Source organism: Ochrobactrum sp. RH2CCR150, assembly GCA_014138095.1.
Classification (GTDB): domain Bacteria; phylum Pseudomonadota; class Alphaproteobacteria; order Rhizobiales; family Rhizobiaceae; genus Brucella; species Brucella gambitense.
In genome coordinates, this window is sequence record JACGXE010000004.1 from 98,001 (window position 1) to 114,627 (window position 16,627).

The following is a 16,627-nucleotide window of genomic DNA, read 5'->3' on the forward strand; positions in this document are numbered from 1 at the left end:
AGGTACTTGAATGCCCGATTGTCGCCACATACTGCTCATCGGACATTCAATACTGCATCGATCAACGTTTTTTGCTGACGTAAACATTCCGACAACCGAAAGCGATTTTCGATGGTTCGGCGCGCTGCCGCCCGCATCTGGAGGCAGGCATCCGGGTCGGCAAGAACGTCCAGCACCGTTTGAGCCAGCACATCTGTGTCATAAAATGGAACAAGCAGGCCGTTCTGACCGGCGCGGATCACCTCGCGCACCGGCGGCGTGTCGGACCCGATGATCAGCGCGCCGCACGCCATTGCCTCGATCACCGACCACGACAACACGAACGGATAGGTCAGATAGATATGCCCTGTCGATATCTGGTAGAGCTTGCGCAGGTCGGCATGCGGGATGGAGCCCAGAAACACCACCCTGTCGGGCGGCAGATCATGATTGCGCAAAAGATGTTCTCGCCAGGACCCTCCACCGGGAGGTGGCGTACCATAGCTGACCCCGTCTCCGCCGACGAAGACGAATATGGCATCCTTGTTCTGGCGGATGACTTTCGCCGCCGCTTCCAGCGCTTGCGGGAAACCCCGATAGGGTTCGAGATCACGCGACACAAAGGTGATCACGCGCGATTCTCCAGCCTTCAAAACACGACCGTCCGGCAGCTGTAAAGATGCGTGACGATCAGGATAGAAAACCTTGGTGTCGACACCCTCATGCACGACGGCGATGCGATTCTGTGCCGCTTTCGGATAAAGGCTCTTCTGCCAGTGCGTGGGGCTGAAACCGCCATCCATGCTTTCGAGCGTCACGAGCTGCGCCATATTTCTAAGCCGCAGCCGCTTACGCATCTCCACGTCAGGCTTGTCATCGGGCGCAAAGCCGACATCCGCACCATGCGCCCGATAGAAAAATTCGCAGTAGCCAAGCGACGGCGTCGAGGGCAGCACGTCCTTGACGAACATCATGCTGCCCCAGCCGATATGACCTATGACTATGTCCGGCGGTTGACCGTGCCGCGCCATCGATTCAAGCGTTTCGGCGACACGGTAACCGATCCGGGTATGATGATCCGGAACCTCGAGATATCTGGCCATCGCACCATCGGTGCGAGGACCAGATTCAACTCTGTGGCGAATGACGCGGACCGCAGGGAGGCGACGGTCCACCGTCTCGCAAATCAGGCTTACATCATGTCCGCTTTCAGCCAGATGCCCGGCCAGAGCAGCGAACTGACCAAATCCACGTCTGTGCACAAAAGCTATATGCATGTCACAAAACGTGTAGGTTTTTTGGTCGATATTCGTCGATCAACATCAAATGCCATACCGTGCGGCGTTGCCCCACAGCAATTCCAGTCTGTGTAAAGTCTGGTATGCGATTTCGAGATTTCTAAGATCATCGTCATCACGAGCAAGGATATGATGATAGTCCCTGCTGGCGTTTTTCAGGTTCAGGCAAAGGCGTTCGCCCTTGTCTGTCAGACGAATGCGTGCAGACCGCTTGTCTCGCTGCGAGGCAACGCGATCAACATAACCGCCATCGGTAAGCTGCTTTAAATAATAGGAAATGTTGGACCCGACATAGTGCCCGCGATCCAGTAGTTCACCCACAGTGAGCTCGACATCGCCAATCGCCATCAGAACAAGCGTCTGTGCCGGGCCAATGTCCTCTACCCCCAACTTGGTAAGCTCCGTCTTCAGGAGGCTCACAAAGCGGCGGTTCACTCTTTCAATCATCCGGGCCAGTTCGAAATGAGTAATTACGACTGTATGCACCGGGTTTCTGCGTTCCTGTTTCTCGGCGGTTACTTCAGGAAAATCAACGGATGAATATCCGTCAATTGATGTTTCGACTTCCACTCCCTCGTGCAGAAGTTTTTGCATCTTTTACTCTCCATTTTCAATTTTACTTCAAATTTTGAAGAAATTTTCAATTAGATTTTCTTGTCTCCTTTCGCATTTCCCCGCCGTAATAACTTTTTTCCGTCACATTATAAGCGGTATTACTTGAATAATACTGATAGATGGGTGACTCTCTTTAGGGATATCCACGACCTGTGACCATACCAAGGCAGACCGCGCATGAACGATACTGGCCAAAAGAACCTAAATGGCAAGAGCTCCGTCGGCAAAAAAGCCACCGACGAAGTGGGAGTTTCGCCGAAAAGCCTCATTTACAGGGCTCGGCGCGTCTTCCTCTCGGGGCTGCTTTACGCCGTGCTTTTGAGTGCCTGTATCAATTTGCTACAACTCACCGTACCGCTCTACATGTTGCAGGTTCATGACCGCGTCCTGAACAGCCGCAGTCTCGACACGTTGACCATGCTGACGATTCTCGCCATCGGTGCGATGATCGTTTTCGGCGTTCTGGAGTTCATCCGGGCGCTGTCGTTTCAAGCCATGGGCACCGCTCTGGTGCGTCGTCTCAACCTGGCCGTGTTGACGGCCGCCATCCAGGCTTCGGTCGATCAAGGTCTCCCGAAAGCGACGCAAACCCTCCGCGACCTCACAGAGTTGCGCAATTTTCTGACCTCCCCCGCCATCAATGCACCTCTTGATGCGGCGTGGTCGCCAATCTTCCTCGGCGTGCTGTTTTTGCTGCATCCGATGCTCGGCGTCATCGGCGTCATAGCCGTCGTTATTCTGGTCGCCTGCGGCCTGCTCACCGATCTCCTGACGCGCAATCTCATTCAGGAGGCCAATCAGGCCAATGTTGAAGCGGTGGCGAAAATCGGCAGCAGCCTGCGTCATGCGGAAGTCATCGAAGCCATGGGCATGTTGCCCGCTCTCGCCCGTCGCTGGCGCACCATGCAGATGCAGGCGCTCGAAGTTCTCGACCTCGGCGGTACCCGCGTCAAAGCTCTGTCGTCGATTGCACGCACGGCACGTTTCATCATCCAGATCGCTTCACTCGGCATCGGTACGCTGCTCGCCATGCAGCAGGAAATCACCCCCGGCGCCATGATTGCCACCAGCATCATCATCGGTCGCCTGCTGATGCCTTTCGACCGCATTGTCGAGAACTGGCGTCAATGGGTCAGCGCCATAGCCAGTTGGAAGCGCGTTCAGTCGCTGCTGTCGGAAAACCTCGCTGTGCGCCAGACCATGCCAACGCCACGCCCCAATGGCGACCTGGTGATCGACAAGCTGATTTACGCCGCGCCCGGTGTCGAAGTTCCGATCATCAAGGGCATTTCGTTTTCGATTTCGCCCGGTGAAGTGCTGGGGGTGGTCGGCCCTTCAGCGGCTGGTAAATCCACGCTGGCGCGCCTGCTCATCGGTATCGTCAAACCCTCCGCGGGCGGCGTCTTCCTTGACGGCAACAATGTCTACCTCTGGGAGCGTGGCTCATTCGGCGAGATCGCGGGCTATCTCCCGCAGTCGGTCTCGCTTCTCGACGGCACCATCAAGGACAACATTGCGCGCATGGGCGACAGCGACCCGCACCGCGTACTGGAAGCAGCTCGCCTTGCCGATGTCCATGAAATGATCGGACGCATGCCGCTCGGTTACGACACGCCGGTTGGCGACGGACGACTGACGCTTTCGGGCGGCCAGCGCCAGCGCATCGGCCTTGCGCGCTGCCTCTATAATCGCCCGCGCCTCATCGTGCTCGATGAACCCAACTCCAACCTCGACGCCATCGGCGAACGCGCCCTGATGCGCGCCATCGAACACGCGCGCGATGATGGCGCTATCGTCATCATGATCGCACATCGTCCGACTATCATGCAGGTCGCCGACAAACTGCTCGTGCTTGAAAACGGCCGCATTACACAATTCGGCCCTCGCACCGACGTCGTGGCGTCGCTGACGCCCGGCAACAATAATCCGCAGGCAGGAGCCGTGAACTCATGACCGGAAAATCTGTCATTCCTCGCCGCGTTTCGAATCTACTCGCGCCGCGTGCAGAATCATCCGACCACAAGGCGCTCACCCGCTTCGGCAGCGTCAAACCCGAATGGGCTTATGATCTCGAACGCGAAGACAACCAGTCTCCGCTGCGCGGTCTCATCATCGCCGGTATGGCTACGATTGGTGTCGCCTTTGGGGGGTTCTTCGCCTGGGCCTATTCCGCCGAGCTCGGCAGTGCCGCTGTTGCCAACGGAACCGTCATCGTCGATTCGAAGCGCAAGACCATCAGCCATCTGGAAGGCGGCATTCTCGACCGGTTGCTGGTGCAGGAAGGTGATCTGGTCAAGGTCGGCCAGCCGCTCTTGCGTCTTGATGCCACCAAAGCGCGCTCACAACTGCAATCGCTGGAAAGCCGCCGGATTGGTCTCATCGCCAAGCTGGCGCGCCTGAGAGCAGAACAAGCGGGCGAGCACGAAATCACCTTCCCGGAGAGATTCGAGGAAGGCGGCGAGAACGCGAAAAATGCCATTCGCGCCGAACAGATCTTTTTCGAAAAGCGGCTAACGCAAAAGCGAAGCAAGATCGACATTCAGCAGAAAACCATCGAGCAATATACCGAACAGGCCAAGGCATCGACGGCACAGATTGCAGCGACCGATCGCCAGATCACTTTGATTGAAGAACAGCGCAACGCTATCGCCGGGCTTGTGAAAAAGGGGTTCGCGCAGAAATCGACACTAACCGAAATCGAAACGCGGTTGAGCCAACTTGCGGGCGACCGTGGCGAATATACGGGTGAAAAGGCAAAGGCCGAACAAGCCAAGGCTGGCGCCGAATTCGCCTTGTCCGGCATTGAAAGCGACCTGCAATCGGAAATCGCGGGGGAAATCACGACCAGCCAGGTCGAACTTTCTGACGCAGAAGAGCAGATCATCGCTGCGAAAGATGTAATGCGTCGCGTTGAAGTGCTTGCTCCACAGGAAGGCATCATCGCCAATATTCGCCTGCGCACCCCGGGCGGCGTCATCTCGCCTGCCGAAGCGATTATGGATATCGTCCCCGAGAACGAGCCTCTTCTGGTGGAAATGAAAGTCAGCCCTAACGATATCGACAGCGTTGCAGTTGGTTCAAAAGCACAGATCAAACTTACCGCTTATAATCAACGTTCTATGGCACCATTTGACGGCAAACTGACCTATATTGCCGCTGATCAAACCATCGATGACAAGACCAACTCGGCCTATTTCGTGGCACGTGCAGAGATCAATCCGGATTCACTGGCTGCCAATCCGACAGCCCGCATGTATCCGGGCATGCCTGCGGAAGTCATCATCGTGCATAAGGAACGTCGCGCAATCGACTATATCGTGTCGCCGATCACTGACAGTCTAAACCGCGCCTTCCGTGAAGATTAAAACTTACGCGTCCCAAGTTTCAAATCCCTCCAAGCAAGATGTGCCAAAATGGAATGGATTGCATTTATCCGTGGCCGATCTTTGACTGGGAACGTTTCGAAGCCAGGTCGCCGTCCCCCGGAGAACTGTATTCCACAGTATTCCTTATATACATTTCAGATTTTCTGTTTTTTGCGACGCCGCGCATTCGAAACAATGTGCGGCGTCATCGCTTTGAAAAATAGACATTTTCTTGACAATTCCGTGACGTTTCAAATTTTGAAGCAATTTGCTCTAAAATATAATCCAAATACAAATTATTATTGATACAAAAGTAATTTTAAAAGAAGTTCACAATTCCGGAATATAAATTTTTCGTAATAAATTGTTACACGGCATTATTGTAATTATACCATTTTCCGATGTTGTATTTATCAAAGATAAGTATCAGACTACTACGAGCATAATGGTCGGAGCATTCCGGCTTGTGAAACCCAACGGAACACAAGGAGAAGCAGATGGCCACTCTAGAAGGCGGCGCCTACGACGACGTGTTGTTCGGCTCCCGCTTTGACGATTTCATCCGTGCCCATGGCGGCGATGATCTCGTCTTCGGAGGGGATGGCAATGACACCATCTTCGGCGGGAATGGCAGCGACATTCTTTTTGGCGGCACAGGCAATGACGTCCTGTTCGGCGAGAATGGCGATGACATTCTTTACGGCAATGAAGGAAACGACATTCTGAGCGGCGGCAATGGCAGCGACGTGCTGTATGGCGGCAATGGAGATGACATTCTCCAGGGCGGCAACGGCGATGACCTGCTTTATGGCGGCGCTCACAATGACATTCTGTATGGCGGCAATGGCAACGACATCCTCGATGGCGGCGCCGGCGACGACGTGCTCATTGGTGGTAACGGGAGCGACACGTTCCTGTTCAACGGTGGCGGCGGAAACGACGTCATTCTCGACTTCAATCCGGGCGAGGACATCCTTCAGATCCAGAAGGGCATCAATGGCCTCGACATTTCGTCCGCGGACGATCTTGCCGATCGCGTCACGCAGGTTGGCGGCAATGTCGTTGTCGATCTCGGCAATGGCGACACCGTTACCCTCGTGAACACCAATGCTGACGACATCCAGTCGCATCCTGACCAGTACTTCACTGTTCACTGATTGATCCAATAATGGCGTGCCCGGCAGCCTCCCGCCGGGCACGTTTTGATTTTGAAGCCTATTCCGAAAAATGATTGCCAGTTTTCGGATCAGAATGCGGGCTCCTCGTTGATTTTCCTGCATCCGATAAGAATGAAAGGGTATTCGCATTGAACCTCGACCATTCGGCGGAGATTGCAATTGGCACCGGGGCAAATGATATCGGCAGAACCGCCGATATCGGGGAAAGCAAACCCGAGAATCTCTCCATTTGCCGCCTTTGTGCCGACGTTGCCGTGATCGCCTGGGACATTCCAAGCCCGGCACGCCAGTCGACTAAATGCGCGCTTGAAATGCCTGTCCAACCGGTGCCACTGCTGAGCGTCGGCATTCCGCTGGAAAGCGGCGGCACGCGCATGTTCTGGGCCATGCGCACCGGCAGCGAGCCTGTTGAATTCGCTCTGTCCGCCGGTTCCCTTGGCCCCACGGTTCAGTCCATTCTCTACCCGGCCAACGAGCTTGCATCCTTTGATAGCGAACGCATCCTGTCAGACCTGACCCTGCAGGGGCACATCAAGCTGCTTTCGACCATTCTCACGACATGGCGCAGCGCGTTTCGCCTGTCGCGCAATCAGACTTTTGCAGCCCTCGTTCGCAACCTCACGCTGGCGCTGACGCCGGAACCGCGCGAAATCCAGAATTGCGGCCAGCCCGTTGCCGGACATCATCTGCTGGAGACTGCTGTCGATCCGATGCTCGGCGAAATCTCCGCCATCTATGGCGTCAGCAATGGAAGCGTTATCGTTATCCCTCCGCGCTTCACGGTCGGCCAGCAGTCGCACAAGGCATGGCAGCCCTGCCATCTTCTGGTTGAATCCCCACAGAACTTGCCTTCATCCTTTCTGTTCGTCCTGACCGGACAAAAAGGGGTTGCAATCCGCAAACTCTCCGACGGTCCGTCAGAGCCGATGGATTTCGGCAAATGGTGGACCAAATGGCAAGGCAATGCCGATCTGCGCGAATTTCTGGTCAGCGAACTCGCAAAACTTGGCCAAAGCGGCCCGGCTGTAGCCATCGACCTGCAAAGCCGTTCGCCGCTTCCTGTACGCCAGATCACGCAATCCGCCAGCCATAATCCGGCAGCGGAAATCGATCTTGCACTTGCGCTGGATAATGGTCTGATCGTGGGCGGGTGGTATCACGATCCGTCGGCTATGCTGGGCGACATCGAATATCTGCCTGCCAATGGCAGTGCCATTTCACTGAAAGCCCATTTCCATAAATTCCCCGGAAAGATCGCCAAACGGGAAGATGCCCCACAGGCCGATGTGACGGGTTTCGTCGCCTGGCTGCCTGCTGCCAAAAATCTTGGTCCGCTTTTGCAACCGCGTTTCCAGATGCGGCTCACATCCGGCGCAACCGCGCCTTTGGTCCCTGCCACGCAGCCGTTCGAGCCGGCGGAGCAGCGCAAGCGCATCTTGCGTGCCGTGCCGCCGCAACACGCACGCCCGAAAGTGTTCGAGACCATTCTCGCTCCGGCTTTGACCGAAGTGGAAAAGAAGCTGGGCGCGACCGTGCGCATTGCGGAAACCAAGGATTTTGGCACCACGCCCGCCAACCCGGTCGCGTCCATCGTCATCCCGCTTTATCGCAATCTGGATTTCCTGCGCTTCCAGTTTTCGTCACTGGCAACCGATCCCTGGATCGTCGCCAATGCAGAACTCATTTTCGTTCTCGATTCGCCGGAAATACACGACGATACCGAGCACATGCTGGGCGGCCTGCATATATTGCACGACCTGCCGTTTCGCCTTGTCATCATGAATCGCAATGGCGGTTATGCCCGCGCCTGCAATGCGGGTGCGAGCGTGGCAACGGGTACTGCCATTGTGATGTTGAACTCCGATGTCGTGCCGGAAAAGCACGGCTGGCTGCAAGACCTGCTGCAACCGCTCTTCGATAACAAACGGCTGGGCGCAATCGGTCCCCGACTTCTGTTTGAAGACGGTTCGCTTCAGCACGCAGGCCTCTATTTTGCCCGTGATCGCCACGGCGTCTGGCTCAACCATCATTACTACAAGGGCATGCCCGGTAGCTATGCGCCCGCCCTTGTCGGACGCGATGTTCCGGGCATTACTGGTGCCTGCCTTATAACGCGCAAGGATATCTTCGATCTGGTCGGTGGATATACTGAAGACTATATCATAGGTGACTATGAAGACAGTGATCTTTGCCTGAAAATCCGCCAGCTTGGCTTTCAGGTTTATTACGATCCTGCCGTCGCGCTCTATCATTTCGAGCGCCGCTCGATCCGCCGCAGCGCTGATTATATGCGCGGCCTTGCCAGCCAATATAATTCCTGGATGCACACCCAGCGCTGGGATGAAGACATCACCGACCTGATGGCTCCGCCAGAAGACGACACGCAGACCGCGCCGTCGTCCAATGTGATCGTTGCCAAATATGAAAGGAGCGTCGCTTGACCGACGTGGTAGCGCTGAAACAGCCTGAAACCAAACTTCCAATTCCCGAAGAACAGATCGGCTGGCTGACACGCGCCGTCTTGAAGAACCGCTTCCTGCCCTCGCCTGACCCCAACAGCGTGTTTGTGGGTGACGGCGATTTCCGGGCTGTGGGTGCAGAGTTTCTCGGCCACTTCATCCGCAAAGGCGGCCTCAAGCCCGATGCGCGCGTTCTCGATATCGGATCAGGCATCGGACGCATGGCCGTGCCGCTGACGCAATATCTCGACCCAGCCAAAGGGCGTTATGCGGGTATCGATCCGGTGGCGGGCGGCACGAACTGGTGCCGTCAGCACATCAGCGCGCTTTATCCCAACTTCCAGTTTCAGCACATCGACATTGCCCATGCGCTCTATAATCCGCGTGGCGCTGTCGATGGACATCACCTCGTCCTGCCGTTTCCGGACAAAAGCGTCGATTTCGTTATCATGACGTCGGTGGTGACGCATCTCGCCGCTGACGAAGTCAAAGTCTATCTGCGGGAGATCGCCCGTGTGCTGGCGCCCGGCGGCAAACTGTTCATGACGGCTTTTGTTGTCGACGACATTGCTGCGCGCGACCGCCATGGCAAGCGAGACCCACGCCTCAGTTTCGAACGCAGCGGTGCAGGCCCGTGCTGGTATGTGCCGGAACTTCCACCTCTCGCCGCCGTCGGCTTTGAGAATGGCTTTCTGGATCGCGCGCTGGCGGGTGCCGGCCTGACACTGGAATTGAAGTCATTCGGCCACTGGCGCGGGATAGCATCCGACCATTATCAGGATCTGTTCATCGCGACACGCGGAGGCGCTGCCTGATGGCCCAACGCGTGCTCGTCGCTGCCCATAATCATCCGTCGTTGCATCCCGGCGGGACGGAAATATTCGCGCATGATCTGTTTCGCGCCTATCAGCGCGCCGGTTGCGAAGCGTTGTTTTTGGGAGCCACCAACAAGGTTCACCGTCAGGAGCGCCCGGGAACAAGCTTTCAAAGCATCGGCAATGGCGGCGATGAAATCCTGCTCTGGTCTGGTCATTTCGACCGTTTCAACATGAGCCAGGTCGATCTCTACGGCATAGTGCCGGACATTGTGGAACTGCTGAAGGATTTTCGACCGGATGTGGTGCATCTTCACCACCTTCTGCTGCTCGGCGCAGAATTTCCGCATATTGTTCGACGCACATTACCGAATTGCCGTATCGTCCTGACATTGCACGACTATTACCCGATCTGTCACCACGACGGCCTGATGGTGCGCACGACGGGCAAGGAACTTTGCTACGGTGCCAGCCCGGATCGCTGCCATGCCTGTTTCAAGGACATCGCGCTCGACAAATTCGTGCTGCGCGAACGCCACATCAAGTCGCTGTTGACCGCCGTTGACGCTTTCGTGTCTCCGAGTGAATTCCTGAAGCAACGTTATGTTGACTGGGGTCTGTCGGAAGATTTGATCAGCGTCATTCCAAACGGTCAGCCGGAACGCCCTGCGATCGACAGCCCACGTCGCGAACGAACCAAACCTGTCTTCGGTTATTTCGGCAATCTGAACCCATGGAAGGGCGCGACTGTTCTGCTCCGGGCGGCACAGCAACTGATCAATGAAGGCTTCGACTTCGAATTGCGCGTGCATGGCGCGGCACCGTTTCAAAGCGAGAGTTTTGTCAGCGAAATCGACCAGCTTTTCGCTGAAACGGCCCCTTTCGTGCAACGGCGTGGCGCTTATCGGCGTGAAGATATCGCGCAACTGATCCGCACCGTCGATTGCGCCATCATGCCATCGATCTGGTGGGAAAATGCGCCCCTCGTCATTCAGGAAGCGCAGGGACAGGATTGCCCGGTCATCTGCTCCAATATTGGTGGCATGGCCGAAATGATTACAGACGGCGTAAACGGCCTGACCGTTCCGCCCAATGATCCGCAGGCGCTGGCGGAAGCCATGCGCCGTATGGCGGAAAACCCGGAACTGCGTCAGTCGCTCAGCGAAAATGCACGCCATCCGGACACCATCGACACGACGGCTTCGCATTATCTCGATCTGATCGGGACAATACGAACGGCCCGTGTCGAGGCAGCATAAGAGGTAGATCATGAACATCGCGACCAAAGTTCCAACCGAAGGGGCAGCAAAACCGGCAGCAGCACAGGCTGCATCCGCCGCACCTCAGAGGACCGAAGCCATGAAAGGACGCGTTGACGCCATCGAGGAAGGCCGCCTTTACGGCTGGGCGTTCGATCCCGGAGCGCCCACAGAACGACTTTTGATCCGCGTTCTGCTCGATGACAAGCCAATTGCCGAAGCACCGGCGGACAAGGAACGTCCCGACCTGAAGCGCAACGGCATTGGCGACGGCCTGCATGCTTTCGAAGTGATGCTGCCACAATTTGCAGCCGCCCGCGCCGGTGAGCTTGTTGTCGTCGCAGCCAATGCGGCAGGTAATGAGCAGAAACTGCGCGTACCGAAGCCAGACGAACAGGCCGCCGAAGCGCTGATTGCAGCGCCGATGACCCGCATTCTGGATAAGCTCGACATGTTGATGGCCGCGCAACGCCAGTTGCAGGTTAATCAGCGTTCGCTGCAGCGCGTGGCTCCGGTGCTCGACAGTTCAGGCAATGCTGCGCCCGCCGAAATGGGAGACATCGCCGCCTCGGTCGATGGCCTGCGTACCGATTTGCATCAGCGCATGACCGAACTCGACGTGCATATCATGCGTATGGATGGTGTGGTCGCAGGGCTTGAAAAACGCATGGACGACGTGCGCAAACGCGCCGGTGGCGATGTGAAGCTGCTGTTCATGCTGATGTACGTTATGGCGGGTTTTGTCGCAGGCGCCATCCTGACCCTTTTCGTGATGCGCTGAGGGGAAACCCATGACGCAAGACGAAAGACCCGCCACGCAGCAACCGGCAGCAAAACCTGCCCGACCATCGGAACGCCCGCCCATGATGATGGAAGGCGAGATGGTTGTCGGCTGCGTGATCGAGGAAACGCTTCTGCTCGTGCTTGGTATCGGCAATGCGAGCGGCGATCAGGTCACAGCCTTTCTGAATGGCGATCCGGCGCTCAGCGTCAAGGTAAACCTCGTCACCTGGCCACTGAAAGAGCCTTCGCCTGCCGGAACCCATGGCTTCGTGGCCATTGTGCCAACCGGCATCTTGCGCCGGGGCATCCTCAAGACGGTGATGTTCCAGCATAAGGCCAAAGTCGCGCGTTACAATTTCGCCTCGCGCGCCGCACCTGTCGCCGATTTCGTCGCCATGATCGGCGACCTTGCCGGGCCAAGTCTGCCAACCGTCATCGATGAACTGGTAGAAGGGCTGATCTCCGGTCCTATCGGGCGCAAGAAGCTTGCCGCAATCACTGTTCTGCTGCAGGTCGGAGCGCGCTCCGATGGCTGTATCGAATTGATTGGCGGTAGCGACGAAGGCGAAATTTTCGTTCAGGGCTGGGCGCAGGATTTGACGCCCGCCGTCACGCGACTTCTCATCAGCGGTAAAAACTCTTCGCTGGCAGAATGTTCGATCAGCGTTTTCGCGCGCCCCGATCTCAACGATCAGGCGTCGGGTTTTGCCGGTTTGCTGCTCGCCAATGAGCTGGTGGAACCGAACGATATTGAGCGGCTTCTGTTTCGCGGACGACGCGGCTGGCGCTTCACGGAAGTCTATGATCGCAGGCTGCTGGCCGGATCGCGTGAGACGCCGGGACACATTCGCGCCATCCTGCCGCGCGTGCGCAGTTCGACAGATATTCTGCTCCGGCTACGCTCGGCGGCCAATCGTTTCGACGGCGGCGAGACTGTCTCTGGCCTGCCCTTCCCGGTGCGGCTTGGCATCGACAACGTGTTCCGCGTCGAGGGCAGCGGCATTCTGGTTTCTGGTTGGCTGCTCGACCCCGACAGCCATGTGGAAAGCGTCAAGCTGCGCCGCCATCGCGGCGAGATACAGGTCGACGGCACCTGGACCCGTTACGACCGTCCAGATGTCACTCGCGAGTTCGACAATCAACCGCCCTTCAATGCCGGTCTCGACCCCAATCGTCACGCGCATGGTTTCGTGGCCTTTGCGCCCGAGCTTGCTGGCGATAGCACATCACCGTTTTATATCGAGCTTGCCATCAGCGATGGACGCCGCGCCTTTCATCCATTGACGCCGACCCGTGTCACGTCACGCGATGCAATTGTCCGGCAGATACGCGCAACCGACCCCAATGCCTGGGCGCTGCGCCACATTGTCGATCAGCAGCTGGTTCCGCTGCTGAGCGGGGTCAGCCGTCCGGCGCCGGAAGTGTTCGGCGTCGTCGATCTTGGCCCGTTCGAAGATGCGGTAAACCACGCCGCCAATCTGGCGATCATCATCGGTGTCGATGAACGCGTGGAAGAGATCGAGCCTCTGCTGGCGCTGCTCGCACTTGATCCGGAAACCCGCATCGCACCGATTGTCGTTGCAGCCGCGACGGAAATCATCGACCGCATCGGGGTACAGGTTCGAAGGCTTGCGGACTTCTATCGCCTGCGTATCCGGCTCGTCTCGGCCAGCGGTTCGGAAGATCTTTATGATGCGCTGGAAGTAGGCGCGCGCGCCGTCACAACCGACAAGGTGGTCTTTCTGGCAGGCTCGCTTTTGCCGCGGCGTGCAGGCTGGCTGAACAAGCTCGTCACGGCTTATGATGCGCATCACGACTGCGTTCTTTCGCCAACGCTCGTTTACGAAGACGATTCCATTCGCTGGGCCGGAACCTGGGTTGCCGGGCCGCAATCGGATCGGGCGCTTATCAGCCGTTATGCCGGATACCCGATGGATTCGGTTTCCGGCATGTCACTCACCGAAGTCGCCACGGCGACCTTCGAATGCTGCATCCTGCCGCGTGATGCGCTGTTTTCGGTCGGCGGCTTCACACGCGGCTATCTCGGCACGCATGAAAAAGGCCTCGACCTTGGATTGAAACTCAAACAGTCCGGCCTGCGCTCCTACTGGCTGCCATCGGCGCAGATGCTCGGCTCCGACGATGTATCGGTCACCGACAGGGCATCAACTATCGCATTGATCGAGCGGATCGACCGTCAGGTCTTTGATGCACGCTGGTCGAATATTCTTGCTGGCAGGCGCAGCGCACCGATTGAGGAACCCGCATGAGCGACAAACTCCGCGTTCTGGTCATCTCGCACGCCCACCCGTCGATCTCGCTGGGCGGGGGTGAAATCGCATCCTATAACCTGCACAAGGGTTTGAATGCCATTCCCGGCGTGCAGTCGGTCTATCTGGCCCGCGCCGGACACCCGATCCCGCGCCACGGCACCACGGCATTGATGAGCATGCGCCGCGCTAGCGATGAAATCCTGTTTCACGCCGACGAGTATGATCACTTCTATCTGTCGAACAAGAACACAGACGAAATCCGTCGCGATCTATTGCGTTTCGTGCGCGATTTCGATCCGGATATCGTGCATTTCCATCATGTGATGGGGCTCGGACTGGAAACGCTTTACGCAATCCGCGAGGCCCTGCCAGATCGCATCATTCTGGTCACGTTCCACGAATTCCTGTCGATCTGCAACAATGACGGCCAGATGGTGAAAGCCGGGACGTCGAAGCTTTGCAACGAGGCCTCGCCCATTGATTGCCACGCCTGCTTTCCGCAGGTTCCGCCAGCGCGGTTTCTCAAGCGTGAGCGCTTTGTGCGCGGAATGCTGGAACTGGCCGACGCCTTCATCTCGCCAAGCCAGTTTCTGGCAAACCGCTATCACGAATGGGGCCTGAGCCCCGACAAGATGGCTGTGATCGAGAACGGCATCGCCATTCGAGAGGTCACGCCACCACGCGAATTGACCGGCCCGAACCCGCGCCGCAGTCGCTTCGCCTTTTTTGGCCAGATCAACCCGTTCAAGGGCATCGATGTGCTGGTGGACGCGGTATCGCGTGTTCCAGAACAGGTGTGGGGTGAAGATTCCCGCCTGATGATTTTTGGCGGCAATCTGGAAAAGCAGCCGCCTGCCTTTCAGGAGCGGATGCAGAAGCTGATCGAAGAAGCTGGCCCTCGCGTGCGTTTTTATGGCGCTTACCAGAATGCGGAAATGCCGCGTCTCATGCAGTCGGTCGACTGGGTGGTGATGCCGTCGATCTGGTGGGAAAACTCGCCCATCGTCATTCAGGAAGCCTTGCATCACCGCCGCCCGGTCATTTGCTCCAATATTGGCGGCATGGCCGAGAAAATCCGCGATGGTGAAGACGGGCTGCATTTCCGCGTCCGCAGCGCGGAAGATCTCGCCGACCGTTTCACAGAAGTTCTAAGCGCACCGAGCATCTGGGATCGTCTTCACAATTCCATCCGTCGTCCTGTACACTATGTTGATTGCGCCAAAGAGCATCTCGACCTTTATAACCGATTGCGTGAGGCGAAGCCTCGCAAGCCGAAACCGGCAGTGAGTGAAACTGTCCTCTCTCAGGCAAGCTGAGCCTGGCTTACCTGGAATCATTGTCTTACGCATTTCCGAACGCAAAACCGTTTCACACTTTTGCTGGAAATGCTCTTACTAAAGGAAAACCGAATGGCCCGTGCCCCCCGCGCCCTCGTGATGATTCCCGCTGGAGAAGTGTATGACCACGACAATGTGCGCTGGTATCGTCACACCGACGTGCAGGGCAGCATCAATCACTATCACAATATTGGCGATGCCTTCGTATTCGAGTCATCGCTCAAGCTGATGAACTATGAAAAGGCGTCCGAGCTTCCCATAACCGCTTATTCGCCGGAAAAGATCGACCAGCTGCGCGAGGATTATGACTATGTCATTCTGCGCGGGTCGAACTATGTGAACAAGGACATGAACTGGCGCGAGAGCATTGCCGTGTTGCAACGGCTGAAACTGCCGGTCATCGCGTTTGGCATCGGCGCGCAGGCCCCCTCCAAGGGCGCGCTGGAACTCTCCGAAGAAACCAAGGCAGTGCTGCGCATCATCGCGGATTCGACCGTCTCCATCGGTGTGCGCGGCGCATATACGGCGCAGGTGCTGAACGATATCGGCATTCGCAATGTGCGCATTATCGGCTGCCCGACGGCTTTCCGCCGCAACAACCAGCATTTGCGCATCAAGCTGCCCCCACTCGACAGTGTCCAGAAGGTTGGCGTCACTGTGCGCCGTGAGGTTTCGCCCGCCTATGCGCAGGACATTGAACAATACCTCACCCGTCACCGCGATCTCATCAAGACAATGGCACGGCGCTTCGATGTCACGCTGATGGCCCAAGGCGAGATCGACGAGAAAAAGATGGTGTTCGGCACGCCCGACCAGAAGGAAGAGGCCATCGCCGCACTGAAAGGCCATCGCTGGACCGCCGATTGGTATTTCGACGATGAAATCGAAAACCTCTACCGCAACAAGATGTTCTATTCCGATGTTGTTGCCGATTATGAAAACCTAGTACGCCAGCAACAACTCGTGCTTGGCTATCGCCTGCACGGCAATCTGATGGCGCTCGCCAATGGCGTGCCGTCGATCTATTTCACCTATGACAGCCGCACGGCTGAATTTGCCGAGACTTATAAAATTCCAAGCTATGACGTTTTCAGCGACAAGCCGTTCCGTTTGGAGGATTACTGGGATCAGTCGCTATTCGATAAATACAACCGTGCATGGTTTGAAACCTATGCGGAGATGAAGCAGTTCCTTGATGAAAACGGCATCGACAACAAGATGACCGATACCGGCCTGCCAGTGGAAACGCTCAAAGTCGCCTGATCC

Annotated in this window: 12 protein-coding genes; 10 read left to right on the plus strand and 2 right to left on the minus strand. The window is 56.9% G+C overall.

Annotated features, from left to right (window positions below; translation table 11 throughout):
• Window positions 1–35 precede the first annotated feature (35 nt).
• The gene (locus FHW03_RS10360; RefSeq protein WP_182520558.1) at window positions 36–1,256 is read right to left on the minus strand and encodes a glycosyltransferase family 4 protein; all 1,221 of its coding nucleotides are present in this window, start codon (window positions 1,254–1,256) and stop codon (window positions 36–38) included.
• A 45-nt stretch (window positions 1,257–1,301) separates the two neighbouring features.
• Complete coding sequence (locus FHW03_RS10365) at window positions 1,302–1,871, minus strand: MarR family transcriptional regulator (RefSeq protein WP_182520559.1); 570 nt, start codon at window positions 1,869–1,871, stop codon at window positions 1,302–1,304.
• 198 nt (window positions 1,872–2,069) lie between these two features.
• On the opposite strand from FHW03_RS10365, the gene FHW03_RS10370 reads away from it, so the two are divergent.
• From FHW03_RS10370 to FHW03_RS10415, 10 genes are all read left to right on the plus strand, one after another.
• Window positions 2,070–3,845 (plus strand): type I secretion system permease/ATPase, encoded by a 1,776-nt coding sequence (locus FHW03_RS10370; protein ID WP_182520560.1) that lies wholly within the window; start codon window positions 2,070–2,072, stop codon window positions 3,843–3,845.
• Entirely contained in the window at window positions 3,842–5,257 is a 1,416-nt protein-coding gene (locus tag FHW03_RS10375; RefSeq protein WP_182520561.1) for an HlyD family type I secretion periplasmic adaptor subunit, read from the plus strand. The genes FHW03_RS10370 and FHW03_RS10375 overlap by 4 nt, the downstream gene beginning before the upstream one ends.
• 497 nt (window positions 5,258–5,754) lie before the next feature.
• Window positions 5,755–6,414 (plus strand): calcium-binding protein, encoded by a 660-nt coding sequence (locus FHW03_RS10380; protein WP_182520562.1) that lies wholly within the window; start codon window positions 5,755–5,757, stop codon window positions 6,412–6,414.
• 149 nt (window positions 6,415–6,563) lie between these two features.
• On the plus strand, window positions 6,564–8,876 hold the full coding sequence (locus tag FHW03_RS10385) for a glycosyltransferase family 2 protein (protein ID WP_210277239.1): 2,313 nt from the start codon (window positions 6,564–6,566) through the stop codon (window positions 8,874–8,876).
• Window positions 8,873–9,709, plus strand: coding sequence for a class I SAM-dependent methyltransferase (locus FHW03_RS10390; protein ID WP_182520563.1), 837 nt, complete (start codon window positions 8,873–8,875; stop codon window positions 9,707–9,709). The genes FHW03_RS10385 and FHW03_RS10390 overlap by 4 nt, the downstream gene beginning before the upstream one ends.
• Entirely contained in the window at window positions 9,709–10,968 is a 1,260-nt protein-coding gene (locus FHW03_RS10395) for a glycosyltransferase family 4 protein (protein WP_182520564.1), read from the plus strand. Before FHW03_RS10390 ends, FHW03_RS10395 begins: the two co-directional genes overlap by 1 nt.
• 10 nt (window positions 10,969–10,978) lie before the next feature.
• Window positions 10,979–11,749: a hypothetical protein gene (locus tag FHW03_RS10400; RefSeq protein ID WP_182520565.1), complete on the plus strand. Its 771-nt coding sequence runs from the start codon at window positions 10,979–10,981 to the stop codon at window positions 11,747–11,749.
• 10 nt (window positions 11,750–11,759) lie between these two features.
• Entirely contained in the window at window positions 11,760–14,021 is a 2,262-nt protein-coding gene (locus FHW03_RS10405; RefSeq protein ID WP_182520566.1) for a hypothetical protein, read from the plus strand.
• The gene (locus tag FHW03_RS10410; protein ID WP_182520567.1) at window positions 14,018–15,340 is read left to right on the plus strand and encodes a glycosyltransferase family 4 protein; all 1,323 of its coding nucleotides are present in this window, start codon (window positions 14,018–14,020) and stop codon (window positions 15,338–15,340) included. Before FHW03_RS10405 ends, FHW03_RS10410 begins: the two co-directional genes overlap by 4 nt.
• A gap of 93 nt (window positions 15,341–15,433) precedes the next feature.
• Window positions 15,434–16,624: a polysaccharide pyruvyl transferase family protein gene (locus tag FHW03_RS10415; RefSeq protein ID WP_182520568.1), complete on the plus strand. Its 1,191-nt coding sequence runs from the start codon at window positions 15,434–15,436 to the stop codon at window positions 16,622–16,624.
• The last annotated feature ends 3 nt before the right edge of the window (window positions 16,625–16,627 follow it).